This is a genomic window from Rhizobium sp. 007 (genome assembly GCF_015353075.1).
GTDB lineage: Bacteria > Pseudomonadota > Alphaproteobacteria > Rhizobiales > Rhizobiaceae > Rhizobium.
In genome coordinates, this window is record NZ_CP064187.1 from 151,919 (window position 1) to 167,593 (window position 15,675).

A 15,675-nucleotide genomic window follows, 5' to 3' on the forward strand; every position below is an offset into this window, starting at 1 on the left:
CATGTCTATACCACGGAGGACGCAACTATCCGTGCCTTGCTGAAATCCTATTCGACAGAGGAAAGCTAAGCCGATGAAAAGGACCAGTCTTACACTCTTTGCGCTCATGTTCGCGGTCGAGCCTTCATTCGCAATCGAGCGGTTGAATGCCGGTTCAACGACCTGCGCTGCCGTTCAGCAGATTATCGCCCGCGATGGAGCGGCCATCTTGCGTTATCCATCTGAGAGAGTACCTGGTATGACGCTTTACAAACGGTATGTTCGCAATAAGGCCCAGTGTGACAGCGATGATGAAGCCGCGCGGACCTCAGTCAAGACCGCTGACGAGCCACGATGCCGGCTGGCGCGTTGCCGATCGTCTTCACACAATCAATCGACGACGTCAGGTTCCCGATGACGGGTGTTGCCTTCTTTGAACGGATTTGGCGATCACCGACCGGAGTAAATAGACCTTGCGCACCGGCGAGAAGTCACCTGCTGTACGTCATGTTTGGCACTCGCCGATGCACTCGGCTTTGAAATCGTGATGCTTTGAAAGACATAATCGAGCGAGTATGCGTCACGCATATTCTTCGCAACATCCTTCATATGTGGCCAAAAGCGGACATGGGATTCTCTCGCAAAGCCAGCATGGCCGCTGCCATGGCTAAACTTGATGATGCAAAGGCTTACCTTGTCGCAAACGGTCTGACGCGCGGCAAATGAGCACATCTGCTACCCGAACGGCATTTATCAAACTCCCGGCAAATAGCCGTGTCTAATCTGGCCTAAGGAACTGATTTACTTCAAGAAAAGTGGTGCCGCTTACGTGACTCGAACACGTGACCCCATCATTACGAATGATGTGCTCTACCGACTGAGCTAAAGCGGCAACTTGGCGGCCAACTGTGCGGCCGCGATTTGCATGGCGCTGATACAGGCATTGTTTGAAGATTTCAAGCGCCCTGTCGTGCCTTTGAAAAAAAAGACGCTCCGCTGTGGAACGTGGCGCGGCTCAGAGCGCGAGGCGTGTGCGCGCTGCCCGGTATTCGCTTTCCAGCCTGTCAACGAGCTTGGCGACCGGCTCAACCGCCTTGATCGCGCTGATGCCCTGGCCGCTGCCCCAGATGTCTTTCCAGGCCTTCGCGCCGCCGACTGCCTGCTCGAAATCCATCTTCGATGGGTCCGCTACCGGGAGGTTGTCCGGGTCGAGGCCAACGGCCTGGATCGATGGTTTCAGGTAATTGCCATGCACGCCGGTGAAATAATTGGAATAGACGATGTCGTTTGCAGCGCCCGCGACGATCGCCTGCTTGTAGGCGTCGGCGGCGCGCGCTTCCTCGGTCGCGATGAACGGCGTTCCGATATAGGCCATGTCTGCACCCATCGCCTGTGCTGCAAGGATCGCGCCGCCGGTGGCGATTGCGCCTGCCAAAAGCAGCGGCCCGTCGAACCATTCACGGATTTCCTGTACCAGAGCGAAGGGTGACAGCGTGCCGGCATGCCCACCGGCGCCCGCCGCTACCGCAATCAGGCCATCGGCACCCTTCCTAATCGCCGAATTGGCATGGCGGTTGTTGATGACGTCGTGGAGCACGATGCCGCCATAGGAGTGTACGGCCGCATTCACCTCGGGCACGGCACCGAGCGAAGAGATCACGATCGGCACCTTGTATTTGACGCAGAGGCGCAGGTCGTGCTCCAGCCGCTTGTTCGACATGTGGACGATCTGGTTGACGGCAAAGGGTGCTGCCGGCCTGTCCGGATTGGCGGCGTTGTGGGCCGCGATGCCTTCGGTGATCATTGCCAGCCATTCGTCGAGCTGGCTTTCCGGCCGGGCGTTCAGTGCCGGAAAAGCGCCGATTACGCCCGCCTTGCATTGCGCCAGCGTCAGGGCCGGATGGGAGATGATAAAGAGCGGTGAAGCAAGGACCGGCAGTCTCAGGTTTTCCGTAAGGATTTTGGGAAGGGACATCGCGTTCACCATTCAATTGACGTTTACGAAAACGTCAATCTGATAGCAGACTTGATGAGCGAGGAAAAGAGCATGCTTGAGTGCCAAGCTGTCGATTCCGCAGAGATTTAGTTGGCGAGATAAATGGGCAAGGGCGGGGGAAGGGGCATATTTATTGCTCGCGATGCGAAATGCTGCCAGCCGCAAGACTTGCGGTTTTCAACCATTGACGCTACCGAGTTTTGTTAGGCATTTGTAAAGATTTCAGCGTGATGCCTGATGCCAGCATGAAGGATCGGATGTGAGCGGATTAGAAACGGCAATCAGAACGGCGCTTAACAACTCCGATCGCGATAATCCGGAAGTCCGTGCAAGGATTTATCAATCGGCCCGCCAGGCGCTGGAGGCCGGCCTTCGCAAGCAGGATATCACCGACCGGGAAGCGATTGCGCATCATCGTCATCGGCTCGAAACGACCATTCACATGATCGAGGCCGAAGAACGCGAGCGCCTGCATCCGCGCCAGGGTCCACCGGAAGTGCCTGTTCCGCCCGTCGCCGAAATCCCGCCGCCGGTCAGGCACGACGAGCGCTTCGAACATGACGCGCCTCAGGTCGGCGGTGAAACACGAGGCTATTCGGCAAGGCCTGCCTACGACGAGTCGAGGCTTGATGACGTCCATGCCGCTGCGTCCGATCATCTCGGCGCTGCGCCTCAGACCGGCGAAGGCCTAGCGCTCGAAAGCCGCCCTTCCGCCCATTTGGATTTCCGCCCGGAGGGGGCTGCAAAGCGCCGCAAGCCGCGAAAATTCTTCTCGCGGCTGCTTGTCTGGTGCGTGCTGATCGCCTTCATCGGCATGGGCGCCTGGTGGGCTTATAAATCCGGCCTCTTCCTGACGGCGGCCGAGCGCGACACCAGCGTCGCCAATCCGCCTGCCAGTACCGAGCCGGAAGACTTCGACGGTGCGGACGAAGGTGCTGCGAACACGGCGCCGCATGTCGATCAGCCGGTCACGATCGACCCGCAGAACAGCTTTTCTGCGGAATGGATCGAGATATTCAAGCCTTCGGACGCTGCCAAGATCGAAAGCGGCCCGCGGGCACGGACGGAAAACATCGCCGAAAACGATGGTCCGGCCGTTCGTTTGATCTCGGAAAGCAACGGCGCCGATGGCAATATCGGCATCAGCGTTCCGAAAGACGTACTTCGAGAGCTCGCCGGCAAATCCTCGACGATCGCGATCACGTTGCAATCGACGAGCGACGAGCCGACGCAGGTGATGGTCGAATGCAATTTCCAGACGCTCGGCAATTGCGCCCGACATCGGTTCAGCGTCACCCGCGAAAAGTCCGACGCTCTGCTTCAGGTTACCTTCGACCGGTCGTTGGCGCCGAGTGGCGATGGCAGGCTGATGATCAACAGCGATGTCGACGGCAAGGCGCGAGGCATCAACCTCTACGCCGTGCGCATCCTGCCGGGGCAGTGACCCTTATTTGAGAAAGCCGGACCCCGCGCCAATGATCTTGTCGTCGAGATCGCCAATCGCCTTGTCGTCCTTTCCGTCGTAATCCATTTTCTTCAGCATGTGACGGATGAGGTTGAGCCGCGCGCGGCGTTTGTCGTTAGCGCGGATGACCGTCCAGGGCGCAAATTCCGTATGCGTCGCCTCGAGCATCCGCTCGCGTTTGTCGCTGTAGTCGCCCCATTTGGTGAGCGCCGCGATATCCATCGATGAAAGCTTCCATACCTTCAGCGGATCGTGCCTGCGGTCGTGGAAGCGCTTGAGTTGCATCTCGCGGCCGATATCCAGATAGAACTTGAAGAAGTGAATGCCTTCGTGGGCAATGATCTTTTCCAGCTGCGGCGCTTGCTTGAGAAAATCCTCATATTGCTTGGGCGTGCAAAACCCCATGACCGGTTCGACACCTGCGCGGTTGTACCAGGAGCGGTCAAAGAGAACGAACTCGCCGGCCGTCGGAAACTGGGCGATGTAGCGCTGGAAATACCATTGGCCGAGTTCGCGGTCATTCGGCTTGGCGAGTGCGACGACGCGGGCAAGGCGCGGGTTCATGTGGGCGGAGGAGGCCGAGATGGCGCCGCCCTTGCCGGCCGCGTCGCGGCCTTCAAAGAGCGCCATCACCCGTATGCCGGTCGCCTGCAGCCAGAACTGCACTTTGACCAGTTCGATCTGCAGCTTTTCCAGCTCTTCGAGATACTCTTCCTCTTTCAGCTTTTTCTTGTAAGGGAAATCCCCCGATTCCAGCGCCTCTTCATCGATCCAGTCCGGAAGCACCGGATCGTCGACATCGAAGACGCGCTTCTTGCCCCTGATGTCCAGTTCAACCGCGCGGCTTTCGACAGCTTCGGCCATATTTCCTTCTCCGCCTGTGGCTTTCTTCGCAGGCGATCATATTTTTCATTGAAAATCAAATCCGCTGCGGCAGGCAAAATTCCTGTGTGTATCGGTTGCCGCTTTTGCGGCAAATGGCAGCGGCGGAAAACTTCTGTCATGAATCACGGCTATCAGGCAGAGTTTGAACATAAGAACGACTCGACCGGGCGAGGAACACTTGGAAGACGAAATGCCATGGACAACGGGGCTCATGGCCCGCATACGGCAGCAGCGAACGGTTTTGCTCGCGGCGATCGTCATTGGCCTCGTTGCGCTTGCGGCCGGCATGAACAAGTGGGCGGTGCTGGCGCTTCTTGTCTTAATGATCGCCATTGTGCTTCTAAACAGCATGCCGGCCGTGCAGGCAAAGCTTGCGGAACCGCCGGAAGTCGAACCGGAAGCGCCAGCGAGTCTGCTGCCCGCCGTCTCCGCAACGCTGGCTGGCCTCGATATACCCGTGATGCTCCTCTCAGGCGATGCCTCCGTTCTCTTCCAGAACCGCGCCGCGGAAAAGGCCTTTGGCGAAGTGGTGATCGGGGCGCATATTTCTGCACGCCTGCGCTCGCCGGGCATTCTGGACATGGTGGGAGAGACGATCGCCACCAACGCTCCCAACCAGATCGAGCATTCCGAGCGCCTGCCGTCGGAGCGCGTCTATATTGTTCGCAGCGCGCCGATCGACCTCGGCGGTACCGGGAATGGCGAGCGCTTCTTCTTGCTTTCGTTCCGCGATATCTCCGAGGTGCGGCGTATCGATCGCATGCGGTCGGATTTTGTCGCCAATGCCAGCCATGAGCTGCGGACTCCGCTTGCGTCGCTCCGCGGTTTCATCGAGACGATCCAAGGCCCGGCAAAGAATGATCCGAAGGCGCAGGAGCGCTTCCTGGGCATCATGTTCGACCAGACCACTCGCATGAGCCGCCTTGTCGACGATCTTCTCTCGCTTTCCCGTCTTGAGCTCAAGTCGCACATCGCACCGGACGAGAAGGTCGATCTCGTGCCGCTGCTCGGCCATGTCAGGGACGCGCTGGTGCCGCTTGCCACGGAGGTTGGAGTCGAGATCAATCTGCACCTGCCGGAGGGCAAGGCGGAGGTTCTCGGAGACCGCGACGAACTGGTCCAGGTTTTTGAAAATCTCATGGAGAATGCATGCAAGTACGGCCAGGAGGGCAAGGTCGTCGATGTCCACGTCAAGAATGCATCCGGTGAGGCGGTTGAAGTCAGCATCGAAGATAAGGGCCCGGGCATTCCCGCGGAGCATGTGCCGCGCCTCACGGAGCGGTTTTATCGCGTCAATATCGAGGATAGCCGCTCCAAAAAGGGCACCGGTCTCGGTCTGGCGATCGTCAAGCATATCCTGACGCGTCACCGCGCACGGCTGATCGTCAAGTCCGAAATCGGTAAGGGAACGGAGTTTACCGTGCGTTTCTGACGACGTAAGCCCTGGAATATTGGTCGTGGATTTGACGCCGAAGTCTCGATTGCCAGACGCAAAAAAACGGGCCCGCGAGGACCCGTTTCCGTTTTTACTTACCCGGCTCAGCTTGCGCGGGCTGCGGTCCGGCGGCGTTCGTTGACCGGCTGATAGGCAAGGCGCTGGTGATAGCTGCAATAAGGGGAAGAGTCCGGGCTGTCGCAGCCGCAGAAGTGGAAGTCGTCCTTCAGCGGGTCGCCGACCGGCCACTTGCAGGTACGCTCCGTGAGTTCCGTCAGACCGAGACGGCGGGAGATCGGCACGACAACGTTTGTGGCCGGACGATAGTCCATCTCCTCCATGAGATCGATTTCGACCTCTTCCTTGAGCATCGTCGCGCCCTGCTGGCGCGTGACGGTGCGGGTCGCCATCCGCGATGCATAATTCGGTGCGCGGACAGCCGAAGTGTTGCGCTTCGGCGCGCGTGCCGTCGTCGTCGCGCCGCCGGCCTTGGCGCGGCCCGGAAGACTAAGCCTGTGGACCTTGCCAATGACCGCGTTCCTGCTCACTCCGCCGAGTTGCGCCGCGATCTGGCTCGCGCTCAACCCTTCGGACCAAAGCTTCTTGAGTTTTTCGACACGCTCGTCTGTCCAGTTCATGCCCTGTCTCCGCCGTTTAGCGTTGTGAAGGCAGAATCCCTCACCGTTGCTCCGGACACGTCCGAAGCAGGAAACGCCTGACCAATTGTGGTGACTAGTTCCGCCGCATGCAGTCTAGTAATTGAGTTTTAACCTAGTGTGAGGCTGACTCCGTGACAAGAGTCGCGGGAATCCGGATGAATCGAATTTCAAGTTTTCCCCAACTTGCTTCCCGAGCGAGTCATTTCTGCAACATTAGCTGTTGATAAATAGCTCGCCTGATCGCCTGCCGGCCGCATGCGCCCAAATCCGCAGTTTTGTTGACATTACGGCGCGAAACGTAAATAGTGGCCCTCGCCGCCGAAAGGCGGCATTTTTAATTTTTCGGGCCTGGTTTTTAGCCGGAGTCCGGTTGCCCTAACGACGACAGGAGACCGCGCCATGGCTCAAGCCGCGCCGCTATATGACACCTATTCTCGCGCCCCTCTGCGGTTCGAGCGAGGTGAGGGCGTGTGGCTGATCACCGAGGGCGGCGAGCGATATCTGGATTTTGGCGCAGGCGTTGCCGTAACATCCGTCGGTCACGGCAACCCGCATGTCGTTGGAGCCCTGAAGGCGCAGGCCGACAAGGTTTGGCATCTGTCGAACATCTATGAAATTCCAGGCCAGGAAGCGCTTGCCAAGCGGCTGACCGACGTCACATTCGCCGACAAGGTGTTTTTCACCAATTCCGGGGCCGAGGCGCTGGAATGCGCGATCAAGACCGCGCGCCGCTATCAGTATTCCAAGGGCCATCCAGAACGCTTCCACATCATCACCTTCGAAGGCGCTTTCCATGGCCGTACGCTGGCGACGATCGCTGCCGGCGGTCAGGAGAAGTATCTCGAAGGCTTCGGCCCCAAGGCACCGGGTTTCGATCAGGTTCCGTTCGGCGATATCGAGGCGGTCCGCGCCGCGGTTACGGATGCGACGGCGGGCATCCTCATAGAGCCGGTGCAGGGTGAGGGCGGTATTCGTCCGGCGACAAACGAATTCATGAAGGCGCTCCGCCAACTCTGCGACGAGAAGGGCCTGTTGTTGATTCTTGACGAGGTTCAGTCCGGCGTCGGCCGCACAGGCAAGCTCTTTGCCCACGAATGGTCCGGCGTCACGCCGGATATCATGGCGGTGGCGAAGGGCATCGGCGGCGGCTTCCCGCTCGGCGCCTGCCTTGCGACCGCGGATGCCGCTTCCGGCATGAAGGCCGGCACGCATGGTTCCACCTATGGCGGCAATCCGCTTGCCATGGCGGTGGGCAGCGCAGTGCTTGACGTCATCCTGGCCGACGGTTTCCTGCAACATGTGCGCGACGTGGCGCTGGTCTTCCGCCAGGGCCTTGCCTCGCTGAAGGACCGCTATCCGGATGTTATCGAGAATGTGCGCGGCGAAGGCCTGATGCTCGGCATCAAGGCAGCCGTCCCGTCTTCCGAACTGCTGCAGGCCATTCGTGCTGCTCATCTTCTGGCCATTCCGGCGGGCGATAATGTCATTCGTCTCCTTCCGCCTCTGGTCGTCACGGCGGAGGAAGCGCGCGAGGGGCTTGCCCGCGTGGAACGCGCTGCCGAAAGCATTCGCGCCGCAAAGACCAAGAAGACGGCTTGAACGGATAGACGCCTCTCAAGGGGCATACAGGTAAGAACGACATGGCTTCCCCCAAACACTTTCTCGATCTCTCGGCGGTAACCGCATCCGATCTCAGGTCCATCATGGATGATGCGATCGTACGCAAGCAGGCCTTCAAGGCCGGTAAGGGCGATAAGCCGCTCGCAGGCAAGATGCTGGCAATGATTTTCGAGAAGCCCTCGACGCGCACACGCGTTTCCTTCGATGTCGGCATGCGCCAGCTTGGCGGCGAGACGCTTTTTCTCTCCGGCACGGAGATGCAGCTCGGCCGCGCGGAGGCGATCGGCGATACCGCCAAGGTGCTCTCGCGTTACGTCGACGCGATCATGATCCGCACCACGGAGCATCACCGCATGCTGGAACTTGCCGAACGCGCGACGGTGCCGGTCATCAACGCGCTGACGGACGACACACACCCCTGCCAGATCATGGCCGACATCATGACCTTCGAGGAGCATCGCGGTCCCGTCAAGGGCAAGACGATCGCCTGGACCGGCGATGGCAATAACGTGCTGCACTCGCTGGTCGAAGGCGCTGCCCGTTTTGGCTATCGCATGAACATGGCCGTGCCTCTTGGTTCCGAGCCGAAGGATCACTATCTGAACTGGGCCCGCAACGAGGGCGCCCAGATCATGCTTGGCCATGATGCCGACCGTGCGGTCGAGGGTGCCGATTGCGTGGTAACCGATACCTGGGTCTCCATGAATCAGGAACATCGGGCCCGCGGTCACAACGTTTTCCAGCCCTATCAGGTCAACGCGGCTTTGATGGCAAAGGCCGGCAAGGATGCATTGTTCATGCATTGCCTGCCCGCCCATCGTGGTGAGGAAGTGACGGACGAAGTGATCGACGGCCCGCAATCCGTGGTTTTCGATGAGGCGGAAAACCGTCTTCACGCGCAAAAGTCGATTCTTGCATGGTGCCTGGGTGTGATCTGAACCATACTGGGCGCCACCTTTGGCCTGATGGCCTCGTGGCCGCGCGAGTGGAAAGACTTCTGGTCTGCCGCTCGGACTACTAGGAGTAAGACCATGGCAGAAACCGCAAGTGCTCTCGGCGAGTTCGATTTCGCCGGTGATGATCACGTTGTCCCGTTCCAGGTAGAGGGCCTCGATGTGCGCGGCCGCGCCGTCCAGCTCGGTCCCATGCTGGATGCGATCCTCGAGCGCCATCACTATCCGGCACCCGTTGCCCGGCTCCTCGCCGAAGTCATTGTGCTGACGGTGCTTCTCGGGACGTCGCTCAAGTTCGAAGGCAAGTTCACGGTGCAGACCAAGGGCGATGGCCCTGTCGATCTCCTCGTCGCTGATTTCTCGACGCCGGAGAACGTGCGTGCCTATGCGCGCTTCGATCAGGCCCTGCTCGACAAGGCAGTCGCCGCCGGCCAAACCGAGCCGGAACAGCTTCTTGGCAAGGGCGTGCTGGCTTTCACCATCGACCAGGGTAAGTTCAGCCAGCCCTATCAGGGCATCGTCGCGCTCGACGGTACCTCGCTTGAGGATATTGCCGGCACGTATTTCCGTCAGTCGGAGCAGATCCCGACACGCGTCCGCCTGGCTGCCGCCGAATTGTTTGACCGCGACGAGGCGGGTAAGCCGCGCCACCGCTGGCGCGCCGGCGGTCTCGTTGCGCAGTTCTTGCCGGAAGCGCCGGAGCGCATGCGCCAGCCCGACCTCCACGGCGGCGACGGCGATAACGCCGCGCTGGCACACAAGGAAGACGACGCCTGGACCGAAGCGCGCGCGTTGGTCGACACCATCGATGCGGACGAACTGACGGATCCGCAAGTCGGAATCGAACGCCTGCTCTTTCGCCTCTTCCACGAGCGTGGCGTGCGTGTTTTCAGTACCCGGGCAGTTTTCGACCGCTGCAGCTGCTCGCGCGATAAGATCAAGAATGTGCTGAAGGGCTTTTCGGACGACGAGATCGACGCCAGCCAGGAGAATGGCGAGATTGCCGTTACCTGCGAATTCTGTTCCACGACCTACCGGTTTGAGGTCGTGGAAGTCGCATCGGCTGCGGAATGATCAATTCAGCACTCTGAGCAGCCCGGGAGAATCCAGCGAGAAGGCGGGTATTTCGACATCGAAAAGCTCGCCGTCCTCCGTTTCCATCTGGTAGTGCCCGAACATGAGGCCGGAAGGCGTATCGAGCGGACAGCCGGACGAGTATTCGTAGGTGTCGCCGGGTTCCAGCCGGGGCTGCTCGCCGACGACCCCAGGACCGGTCACCTCGTCCACCAGGCCGTTCTGATCGGTGATGTTCCAGTAGCGATTGATGAGCCGTACTGTCAGGTCCGAATTATTGCTGATCACGATCCGGTAGCCCCAGACATAGCGATCATCATCCGGATCGGATTGCTCCTCCAGATAAAAGGGCTCGACGACAACTTCGATATCTCGTGTGAGGGCGCGGTACATGCCTTACACCATAGCCAAGATATGTTACCCGTATCTTATACAGCGCTCGATCCGTCAAGAAACGGCACATGCATCATCCTTCAAACCGCGATGATTGCACGTCGTTTCGAACATTAATCCTAATTTTCGAAGTTAATTCCCGTATTAAAGCGAAGCTCTTGCGCCATTTCTTAGGTGGAGCATGCGGCCGGACCGGCAAGGTCCGGCCGTCGCTATCGCAGGTCAGGACTTAACCTTTGAAAGAGCCTGAGCGAAATCTTCGATCAGGTCATCAGCATCCTCGATGCCGAGCGAAAGGCGAACGGTGCCGGGCGAAATGCCTAATTCCGCGCGGGCGTCATCGCTCAGGTTCTTGTGCGTCGTTGTTGCCGGATGCGTGATCAGGCTCTTGGAATCGCCGAGATTGTTCGAGATTTTGATGATATCGAGCGCATTCTGCAACGCGAAGGCTGCTTCCTTCCCGCCCTTCAGCTCGAATGCGACGAGTGTCGAGCCGCCGGACATCTGCTTGGCGATGATATCGGCCTGCGGATGATCCTTGCGGCCCGGATAAATCACCTTGGCCACTTGCTTCTGTTCGGCAAGGAAGTCCGCGATCCTGGCGGCACTCGCTGTCTGCTGTTTGACGCGCAGCGGCAGCGTTTCGATGCCCTTCAGAAGCGTCCAGGCATTGAAAGGCGACATGGCCGGACCCGTGTGGCGGAAGTAGTCGTGCAGGTTTTCGTCGATCCATTCCTTATCGGAAAGCACGACGCCGCCGAGGCAGCGGCCCTGGCCGTCGATATGCTTGGTCGCGGAATAGACGACGATATGGGCGCCGAGTTCCAGGGGCTTCTGGAAGAGCGGCGTTGCGAAGACGTTGTCGACGACCACCTTGGCGCCGATCTCGTCGGCGAGCTTGGCAACGCCTGCGATGTCGACCACTTCCAGCGTAGGGTTCGTCGGGCTTTCGAGGAAGAAGACCTTCGTCGCCGGGCGGATCGCCTTCTCCCAGTTTTCGAGATAGCGGCCGTCGATGAGCGTGCATTCGATGCCGTATTTCGGCGCAAGCGTTTCGACCACCCATCGGCAGGAGCCGAAGAGCGCGCGGGCGGCAACGATATGGTCGCCGGCCTTCAACTGGCAGAGGATCGCCGCGGTGACAGCAGCCATGCCGGAAGCGGTGGCGCGGGCGTCTTCGGCGCCTTCGAGCGCGCACATCCGCTTTTCGAACATATCGTTGGTCGGGCTTCCGTATCGGGCATAGATGAAGCCGTCCGTCTCACCCTTGAACCGGGCTTCCGCCGCTTCAGAGGTATCATAGACGAAACCTTGCGTCAGGAAGATCGCTTCCGAAGTCTCGCCATATTGCGAGCGCAGCGTCCCTTCGTGAACGAGTTGGGTTGCCGGGCGCCAAGTCTTGCTCATGCCATCACCACCTTCAAACAACAAAAAAACCGGCCGCAAAAGCAGACCGGTTTCATACCCGGTCTTTTTAGCCACTTCTTTAACGTGGCTGCAAGCCGACCGGCCAAATCACCACGGGATAAAGCTGCAATACTGCTGTTAGCTTCTTGCGTCAATTCCTTGAGTTTGGTTTTGTCTGAGGCAAATTATGGATGGAGCATGATGGCTCGCGAAACTGGAATCTTGGCCGATCGCGCAATTGCTGCGCTGTTTGAAACGGGCCGCCTCACGAGTGAGCGGGAACTGGATCGCGATCAGATCCAGCCGGCCAGCCTGGACCTGCGCCTGGGCGCCAAGGCGTTCCGCGTCCGGGCAAGTTTCATGCCGGGTCCCTCGCATCTCGTTGCCGACAAGCTCGACCGGCTGAGCCTGCACGTCATCGACCTCTCCGAAGGTGCCGTGCTCGAAACGGGTTGCGTCTATATCGTGCCTCTCATGGAGCGGCTCGATCTTCCGGCTGAAATGTCCGCCTCGGCCAACCCGAAGAGCTCGACTGGCCGCCTCGACATCTTCACCCGTGTCATTACCGATTACGCGCAGGAATTCGACAAGATTCCTGCCGGTTATTCTGGCCCGCTCTATCTGGAAATCAGCCCGCGCACGTTCCCCGTCGTCGTGCGCCGTGGCTCGCGCCTCTCGCAGATACGGTTCCGGGTTGGGTATTCGATTCTCGGCGAGCCGGAACTGCAGGCGCTGCATGATGCGGAAACGCTGGTCGCAAGCGCCAAGCCGAACGTTTCAGGTGGCGGCATTGCGCTGTCGATCGACCTGGCAGGCGACAAGGATGGCCTGATCGGCTACCGCGGCAAGCATCACACGGCCGTCGTCGATGTCGATAAGAAGGCCGAGCACGATATCTTCGATTTCTGGGAGCCGCTTTACAGCCGCGGTCGCAACGAATTGATCCTCGATCCGGATGAGTTCTATATCCTCGTTTCGCGCGAGGCCGTGCACGTTCCGCCGCACTACGCAGCCGAAATGACGCCCTTCGATCCGCTCGTCGGCGAGTTTCGCGTGCATTACGCCGGCTTCTTCGATCCAGGCTTCGGCCACGCGCCTGCCGGCGGCATGGGCAGCCGCGCCGTTCTCGAAGTCCGCAGCCATGAAGTGCCCTTCATCCTCGAGGACGGCCAGATCGTCGGCCGCCTGGTTTACGAGCACATGCTGGAGAAACCCGAAAGCCTTTATGGCTCCGGCCTTGGATCGAACTACCAGGCCCAGGGTTTGAAACTCTCGAAGCACTTCCGCATCTGAGAGCCTTGACACCGCCACCCATCTGTTGGAAGGCTTCCGTCATCGCGGGTGTAGCTCAATGGTAGAGCAGCAGCTTCCCAAGCTGAATACGAGGGTTCGATTCCCTTCACCCGCTCCAGCTGCTCACGATCCACAGGTGGGACGCCTATAAACGATTGGGCGGGCTCTAGCCGCCCGCTCTCAAAATTCTGTCCAATCGGCGTCCTTGTTTTCCGAAGCGCTGTTCATGCCGAATGCACCGGCAAGCGTCTGGCCAAGTGCGCGTGCAGGCGAAGCGGCGGGCCGCGTGCTCACTGTCGCCACGCGGATTGCGGGTTTTGATACCGGCGCCGGACGGGTCACCGCAGGCCGTGCTGGTGCTTGCGGCATCGGACGCGCCGCTGCGATGAAGCTATCCGTTCCGCTCAGCTTGAACTGGCCTAGCAGTTCGTTCAGCGCGGCGGCCTCCGTTGCCAGGCTGTGGCTTGCTGCCGTGCTCTCTTCGACCATGGCGGCATTCTGCTGTGTGCCCTGGTCCATGGTGTTCACGGCCGTATTGATTTCCTGCAGGCCTGTCGATTGCTCACGGGAAGCCTCCGCGATCGCGTGGACGTGCTGGTTGATCTCCTGCACCTCATGAACGATGGCGTCGAGCGCCTTGCCCGTTTCGCCGACAAGGGCAACGCCGGTCTGGACATGTGTGCCGGAATTGGTGATCAGCGACTTGATCTCCCTTGCCGCATTCGCCGAACGTTGCGCCAGTTCGCGCACTTCCTGAGCGACGACCGCAAAGCCCTTGCCCGCTTCGCCTGCACGTGCTGCCTCGACGCCGGCATTCAGGGCGAGCAGGTTCGTCTGGAAGGCGATGTCGTCGATCACGCCGATGATATTGCTGATCTCGGCCGAGGACTGCTCGATCTGCTGCATCGCCTTGACGGCATGGCGGACGACTTCGCCGGACTTCTCGGCGCCTGCGCGGGTGCGGGCAACGAGTTCGCTTGCTTCCTGCGCGCGGCGGGCGGCGTCCTTTACAGTCGTTGTGATCTGTTCCAGCGCGGCAGCGGTTTCCTCCACCGATGCGGCCTGCTGCTCCGTGCGCTTCGAAAGTTCGTCGGCCGATGAACGGATTTCATTCGCCCCCGCGCCGATCGCCCGCGCATTGGCGCCGACTGTACGCATGGCCTCGTTCAGCTTTTCGACCGAATGGTTGAAGTCTTGGCGCAATCCATCGAGATGTTCTGCGAACGGAACATCGATATGCGAGGCAAGATCGCCCGATGCGAGACGGCGCAGCCCGTCGCCGAGCGCCTCTGCCGCGCCGGATAATTCCGCCGCTTCGCGAGCCTTCTGGGCTTCGCGCTCGCGGCGTTCGCCATCGGTCAGGTTGCGATCGACTTCCGCCTGGGCTCCGAGCTGGATGCGCTCGATCGCGTTGGTGCGGAAAACTTCGAGCGCTTCGGCCATCTGGCCCACTTCGTCGCGGCGCTCGAGGCCCGGTACATCGCCGTCGGTCTCGCCTTCGGCAAGGCGTGTCATTCGCTCACGAAGCTTCGCCATCGGCGACGTGATGCCGGCCTGTGCGATGACGATGCCGAGCGCGATGGCGCCGATAACGGCCGCCGCGATTATCGCAAGGCAGAGATTGATGCGGTCATTGACGCTTGCCGAAACGGCGTCCCCGCCATCGTTGAGCATCGACATCAAGGCATCGTTATTCGCCGTCATCTTCGGTGTCAGTACGGTGAGCTTGGCGTTCAGCTGAGCGGCCGCAATTTGGGCTCCGGCGCTGTCGCCAGACTTGCTCATTTCGGCAACCTTGCTTGAAATCGTTTCTATTTCGGCGATTCCGCTGAGAATATCGTCTATCGCCGGCTTACGGCTGGGCACCAGAACGGCCGCCTCGTTAAGACGGTCACGCGCTTGCGGCAGCTTGCTCGGTGTGGAAAGCGCGGTATGGAAAGCGGGCGTGCCCGCCTTCAGGCTCGCCAGCCTCGTGGTCTGCAGCACGGCGGCGACGACAGACGCGCTGGCGCGCGAGCCTTGCATGGCCGCCAATGCTTCATGGTCGATGAAGGCGCTGTATGTCGCATCCGCATGACGGAACTCGGTGATGACGTAAATCAAACCGCCCATGGCGATCACCCCCAGAAGCATGAGGATGGACATGATCTTGGTTCGTATTTTCAGGTTCTTCAGCAGTGTTCGCATGGAAAATACCCGCTTTCTTAGGCCTTCTGCTTGCCCGGTATTCTGGAAAATCAATGGTTCGAAACTCGGCATAGAGCTGCGGCATGTTCGAAATGATCTGGTGAGGCTCGACGTCCGCGTCATGCAGCCGGCTGAAAAAAAGCCGTCGTCGTCTGCGGCATAAGAATCGATATTGCTTAACGGTGGCCTAACGTTCAAAGCCGATCCCCAGTAATTCGAGGCGCGCATTTCGTGCAATTTCCTATGCTGGAATCTCGCTCGGTGTATGAGGCGTGTTGTCCGGAAGAAGGGGTTCGTCCGGGGCTTCTAGCACGGCCCGCCACGCGGTG

General features: G+C 59.8%; 13 protein-coding genes, 2 tRNA genes and 1 riboswitch. Of the genes, 8 read left to right on the forward strand and 7 right to left on the reverse strand.

What is annotated here, in order from left to right; genetic code table 11:
• Positions 1–795 precede the first annotated feature (795 nt).
• A tRNA-Thr gene (locus ISN39_RS00735) sits at positions 796–871 on the reverse strand.
• 123 nt (positions 872–994) lie between these two features.
• Positions 995–1,954, reverse strand: coding sequence for a nitronate monooxygenase family protein (locus tag ISN39_RS00740; protein WP_194728843.1), 960 nt, complete (start codon positions 1,952–1,954; stop codon positions 995–997).
• A 280-nt stretch (positions 1,955–2,234) separates the two neighbouring features.
• Between ISN39_RS00740 and ISN39_RS00745 the strand changes: the two genes are divergently transcribed.
• Positions 2,235–3,419 (forward strand): regulator, encoded by a 1,185-nt coding sequence (locus ISN39_RS00745; protein ID WP_194728844.1) that lies wholly within the window; start codon positions 2,235–2,237, stop codon positions 3,417–3,419.
• A gap of 3 nt (positions 3,420–3,422) precedes the next feature.
• On the opposite strand, the gene ppk2 is transcribed toward ISN39_RS00745, so the two are convergent.
• Positions 3,423–4,304, reverse strand: coding sequence for a polyphosphate kinase 2 (ppk2, locus tag ISN39_RS00750; protein WP_194728845.1), 882 nt, complete (start codon positions 4,302–4,304; stop codon positions 3,423–3,425).
• Positions 4,305–4,536: 232 nt separating this feature from the next.
• Here ppk2 and phoR point away from each other — a divergent pair, with 232 nt between their 5' ends.
• Positions 4,537–5,757, forward strand: coding sequence for a phosphate regulon sensor histidine kinase PhoR (phoR, locus tag ISN39_RS00755; RefSeq protein ID WP_194730064.1), 1,221 nt, complete (start codon positions 4,537–4,539; stop codon positions 5,755–5,757).
• Positions 5,758–5,864: 107 nt separating this feature from the next.
• On the opposite strand, the gene ISN39_RS00760 is transcribed toward phoR, so the two are convergent.
• Positions 5,865–6,398: a GcrA family cell cycle regulator gene (locus ISN39_RS00760; protein WP_074066548.1), complete on the reverse strand. Its 534-nt coding sequence runs from the start codon at positions 6,396–6,398 to the stop codon at positions 5,865–5,867.
• Positions 6,399–6,818: 420 nt separating this feature from the next.
• On the opposite strand from ISN39_RS00760, the gene ISN39_RS00765 reads away from it, so the two are divergent.
• The 3 genes from ISN39_RS00765 (at position 6,819) to ISN39_RS00775 (ending at position 10,066) form a co-directional block, all read left to right on the forward strand.
• Complete coding sequence (locus tag ISN39_RS00765; protein ID WP_194728846.1) at positions 6,819–8,018, forward strand: aspartate aminotransferase family protein; 1,200 nt, start codon at positions 6,819–6,821, stop codon at positions 8,016–8,018.
• A gap of 41 nt (positions 8,019–8,059) precedes the next feature.
• Entirely contained in the window at positions 8,060–8,977 is a 918-nt protein-coding gene (gene argF / locus ISN39_RS00770; protein WP_074066550.1) for an ornithine carbamoyltransferase, read from the forward strand.
• A gap of 93 nt (positions 8,978–9,070) precedes the next feature.
• The gene (locus ISN39_RS00775; RefSeq protein ID WP_194728847.1) at positions 9,071–10,066 is read left to right on the forward strand and encodes an Hsp33 family molecular chaperone; all 996 of its coding nucleotides are present in this window, start codon (positions 9,071–9,073) and stop codon (positions 10,064–10,066) included.
• Here the strand turns inward: ISN39_RS00775 and apaG are convergent, their stop codons facing one another.
• Both apaG and ISN39_RS00785 read right to left on the reverse strand, forming a co-directional pair.
• Positions 10,067–10,459 (reverse strand): Co2+/Mg2+ efflux protein ApaG, encoded by a 393-nt coding sequence (apaG, locus tag ISN39_RS00780; RefSeq protein WP_022713591.1) that lies wholly within the window; start codon positions 10,457–10,459, stop codon positions 10,067–10,069.
• Between the two features lie 222 nt (positions 10,460–10,681).
• Positions 10,682–11,866 carry an O-succinylhomoserine sulfhydrylase gene (locus ISN39_RS00785; protein WP_194728848.1) on the reverse strand — a complete coding sequence of 395 codons (1,185 nt, stop codon included), beginning with the start codon at positions 11,864–11,866 and terminating at the stop codon, positions 10,682–10,684.
• A 46-nt stretch (positions 11,867–11,912) separates the two neighbouring features.
• Positions 11,913–11,991: riboswitch (SAM riboswitch) on the reverse strand.
• Between the two features lie 73 nt (positions 11,992–12,064).
• Between ISN39_RS00785 and ISN39_RS00790 the strand changes: the two genes are divergently transcribed.
• Positions 12,065–13,159, forward strand: a complete 1,095-nt coding sequence (locus ISN39_RS00790) for a 2'-deoxycytidine 5'-triphosphate deaminase (protein ID WP_194728849.1) — start codon at positions 12,065–12,067, stop codon at positions 13,157–13,159.
• 44 nt (positions 13,160–13,203) lie between these two features.
• Positions 13,204–13,277 (forward strand) — tRNA-Gly (locus ISN39_RS00795).
• Positions 13,278–13,339: 62 nt separating this feature from the next.
• On the opposite strand, the gene ISN39_RS00800 is transcribed toward ISN39_RS00795, so the two are convergent.
• Complete coding sequence (locus tag ISN39_RS00800; RefSeq protein ID WP_194730065.1) at positions 13,340–15,337, reverse strand: methyl-accepting chemotaxis protein; 1,998 nt, start codon at positions 15,335–15,337, stop codon at positions 13,340–13,342.
• Between ISN39_RS00800 and ISN39_RS00805 the strand changes: the two genes are divergently transcribed.
• Positions 15,297–15,509 carry a hypothetical protein gene (locus ISN39_RS00805; RefSeq protein WP_194730280.1) on the forward strand — a complete coding sequence of 71 codons (213 nt, stop codon included), beginning with the start codon at positions 15,297–15,299 and terminating at the stop codon, positions 15,507–15,509. The two genes, ISN39_RS00800 and ISN39_RS00805, sit on opposite strands and share 41 nt — an antisense overlap.
• Positions 15,510–15,675: the final 166 nt, after the last annotated feature.

What these genes read in the sequence shown, in the direction of transcription:
- apaG (WP_022713591.1), bottom strand. Translation starts at nt 10,459, where the DNA reads ATGTACCGCGCCCTCACACGAGATATCGAAGTTGTCGTCGAGCCCTTT.
- argF (WP_074066550.1), top strand. Translation starts at nt 8,060, where the DNA reads ATGGCTTCCCCCAAACACTTTCTCGATCTCTCGGCGGTAACCGCATCC.
- ISN39_RS00785 (WP_194728848.1), bottom strand. Translation starts at nt 11,866, where the DNA reads ATGAGCAAGACTTGGCGCCCGGCAACCCAACTCGTTCACGAAGGGACG.
- ISN39_RS00775 (WP_194728847.1), top strand. Translation starts at nt 9,071, where the DNA reads ATGGCAGAAACCGCAAGTGCTCTCGGCGAGTTCGATTTCGCCGGTGAT.
- ISN39_RS00760 (WP_074066548.1), bottom strand. Translation starts at nt 6,398, where the DNA reads ATGAACTGGACAGACGAGCGTGTCGAAAAACTCAAGAAGCTTTGGTCC.
- ppk2 (WP_194728845.1), bottom strand. Translation starts at nt 4,304, where the DNA reads ATGGCCGAAGCTGTCGAAAGCCGCGCGGTTGAACTGGACATCAGGGGC.
- ISN39_RS00765 (WP_194728846.1), top strand. Translation starts at nt 6,819, where the DNA reads ATGGCTCAAGCCGCGCCGCTATATGACACCTATTCTCGCGCCCCTCTG.
- phoR (WP_194730064.1), top strand. Translation starts at nt 4,537, where the DNA reads ATGGCCCGCATACGGCAGCAGCGAACGGTTTTGCTCGCGGCGATCGTC.
- ISN39_RS00740 (WP_194728843.1), bottom strand. Translation starts at nt 1,954, where the DNA reads ATGTCCCTTCCCAAAATCCTTACGGAAAACCTGAGACTGCCGGTCCTT.
- ISN39_RS00805 (WP_194730280.1), top strand. Translation starts at nt 15,297, where the DNA reads ATGGACATGATCTTGGTTCGTATTTTCAGGTTCTTCAGCAGTGTTCGC.
- ISN39_RS00790 (WP_194728849.1), top strand. Translation starts at nt 12,065, where the DNA reads ATGATGGCTCGCGAAACTGGAATCTTGGCCGATCGCGCAATTGCTGCG.